Origin of the sequence: Streptomyces muensis, assembly GCF_021474425.1 — a bacterium.
GTDB lineage: Bacteria > Actinomycetota > Actinomycetes > Streptomycetales > Streptomycetaceae > Streptomyces > Streptomyces muensis.
The window spans coordinates 1-2,503 of record NZ_JAKEIP010000511.1; the positions used below are offsets into that span (position 1 = coordinate 1).

A 2,503-nucleotide genomic window follows, 5' to 3' on the forward strand; every position below is an offset into this window, starting at 1 on the left:
TGACTTTTGGCACGCTGTTGAGTTCTCAAGGAACGGACGCTTCCTTTGTACTCACCCTCTCGGGCTTTCCTCCGGGCAGTTTCCCTTCGGTCTTACGTTTCCGACTCTATCAGATCCTTTTCCGATCCGATTTCCTCGGTGCTTTCCAGGTTCCCGCTTCCGCGTTTCCCTTTCCGGCGATTCCGACTCTATCAGATCCTTTCGGGCCTGACCCCCAGTCAGCGGGGCTTGTCTTCGCGGCCGTTGGGCCGTTCCGACGTCTCAAACCTTAGCGGATCCGCTCGGCGATTCCCAATCGGGCCGCCGAGTCCCAATTCGAATTGAATTCGGGCATGCCGAAATCAACCCCGTGGGGAGATCGTGCTGGTGGTTTGGTTTGCCGCTTTCGCGGCGGGAGGTGCTGTCGCAGAACCGTTACGGCTCGGCGGCAACCCGAAGAACTTTACGGATCGGGCAGGGGGCTGTCAAGAACCACCTGTCAAGATCTTTTCCCGTGGCACCAACGGCCTGGTCAGTCCAGGTCGCTGAGGCGTCCGCCGGCGTCCGGCTGGGCGTGCTCGACCCTGCGGAGCAGGCGGGTGAGGACCTCTCCGAGGGTGGTGCGCTCCTTAGCCGAGAGGTCCTGGAGGAGGTCCTCCTCGAAGACCGACGCGAGCCGCATCGCCTCCAGCCACTTCTCCCTGCCCTCGGCGGTGAGCTCGACGATGACGCGGACGCGGTTGGACTCGTCGCGCTCCCGGGTGACCAGGCCTTCGGCGACCATGCGGTCGATGCGGTGGGTCATGGCGGCCGGCGTGAGGCCGAGGCGCTTGGCGAGGTCGCTGGGACCCATGCGGTACGGGACGCCGGAGAGGACCAGGGCCTTGAGGACCTCCCACTCGGCGTTGCTGATGCCGAGCGCCGCGGTCTGGCGGCCGTAGGCGACGTTCATGCGCCTGTTCAGGCGGGACAGCGCCGAGACGACCTTCTCCACCTGGGGGTCGAGGTCCTGGAACTCGCGCTGGTAGGCGGCGATCTGTTCTTCGAGTGTCGGTTCGCCGATGCCGTGGGTGTCGCCCATGGGCCGAGTATCGCATGGGTGTGCTTGGCGTTGAAGTCCTTGGATGTGTACTCTTTAGCTTCGAACTTTAGCTTTGAAGTCTTCAGATCTACATCGAGAGAGGTGAACGTGACCAGGGCGATGGGCGCAGCGATGCGCCGGATCCACGTGGGCAACGCACTCAGCGCGTTCGGGCTCGGCTTCACCGTCCCCTACCTGTACGTCTATGTGGCGCAGGTGCGGGGGCTGGGGGCCATGACGGCGGGACTCGTTCTCGCCGTCTTCGCCGTGGCGGCGCTGGTCGTGCTGCCGTTCGCCGGGCGGGCGATCGTCCGGCGGGGTCCGCTACCGGTGCTGCTCGCCGCTCTGGTCACTGCCGCGTTCGGGGCGCTGAGCCTGGGGCTCGCGGGGAGTGCTGCGGCCGTACTGCTGTCGGCGGCTGCGCTCGGGGCGGGGCAGGCCGTGATGCAGCCGGCGCTGGCGACGATGATCGTGGACTGCTCCACCGCGGAGACCCGGTCGCGGGCGTTCGCGATGCAGTTCTTTCTGCAGAACCTGGGGCTCGGGGTCGGTGGGCTGATCGGTGGGCATCTCGTCGATGCGACCAGCGTTTCGTCCTTCACCGTGCTGTTCGCCATCGAGGCGGCGATGTTCTTGCTGCTCGTGGTGGTGATGGCGACGGTGCGGGTGCCTCGTGCGCCGCGGATCGGTGGGGCGCCGGGGGCTGCGGCGGGGAAGGGGAGCTGGCGGCAGCTGCTTCGGAACCGGGCGATGGTGCAGTTGTGTGTGCTGGGCTTCGTGCTGTTCTTTGCCTGCTACGGGCAGTTCGAGTCGGGGTTGAGTGCTTACGGGGTTGAGGCTGCCGGGGTTTCCACGTCTGCGCTGGGGACCGCGTTGGCTGCCAACACCGCGGTGATCGTGGTCGCGCAGTTCGCCGTGTTGAAGTTCGTCGAGCGGCGGAGGCGGTCGCGGGTGATCGCGGCTGTGGGGTTGATCTGGGCTGTGGCGTGGGTTGCCGCGGGGTATGCGGGGCTGGGGCATGGGAGTCAGGAGATGGCTACGGCTGCCTTTGTCTCCACGTATGCGCTGTTCGGGCTGGGGGAGGCGATGTTGTCGCCGACGGTTGCGCCCTTGGTGGCGGATCTTGCGCCTGAGGGGATGGCGGGGCAGTACAACTCTGTGTTTGCCCTGGTGAAGCAGCTTGCGTTGGCTTTGGGGCCGGCTGTGGGTGGGCCTATGGGGGCGGCGCTGCATGGGCCGTATGTGGTGACGTTTCTGGTGTTCTCGTTGGGGATCAGCTGGCTTGCGGTGCGGTTGGGGCGGCAGCTGACCGCTGTGCAGGATCAGCCGTGGTTGGGGAGGAGTCGGGTGGTGGCGCAGGGGGCTGCGGCGACTGCCGGGCCCTCGCGGGCGCACGCCTGAGTTTTTCGCCCCCGCCGCCCCTACCCGTCCCATCCCTTGAAG

At 66.4% G+C, this 2,503-nt stretch carries 2 protein-coding genes; one reads left to right on the top strand and one right to left on the bottom strand.

Annotated elements, in window-relative coordinates:
• Window positions 1-511: 511 nt before the first annotated feature.
• A complete protein-coding gene (locus L0P92_RS43815) occupies window positions 512-1,060 on the bottom strand; it encodes a MarR family winged helix-turn-helix transcriptional regulator (protein WP_234768709.1) in 549 nt (182 codons plus the stop codon).
• 132 nt (window positions 1,061-1,192) lie between these two features.
• Here L0P92_RS43815 and L0P92_RS43820 point away from each other — a divergent pair, with 132 nt between their 5' ends.
• Window positions 1,193-2,461: an MFS transporter gene (locus tag L0P92_RS43820; RefSeq protein ID WP_234768710.1), complete on the top strand. Its 1,269-nt coding sequence runs from the start codon at window positions 1,193-1,195 to the stop codon at window positions 2,459-2,461.
• Window positions 2,462-2,503: the final 42 nt, after the last annotated feature.

What these genes read in the sequence shown, in the direction of transcription:
- L0P92_RS43815 (WP_234768709.1), bottom strand. Translation starts at nt 1,060, where the DNA reads ATGGGCGACACCCACGGCATCGGCGAACCGACACTCGAAGAACAGATC.
- L0P92_RS43820 (WP_234768710.1), top strand. Translation starts at nt 1,193, where the DNA reads ATGCGCCGGATCCACGTGGGCAACGCACTCAGCGCGTTCGGGCTCGGC.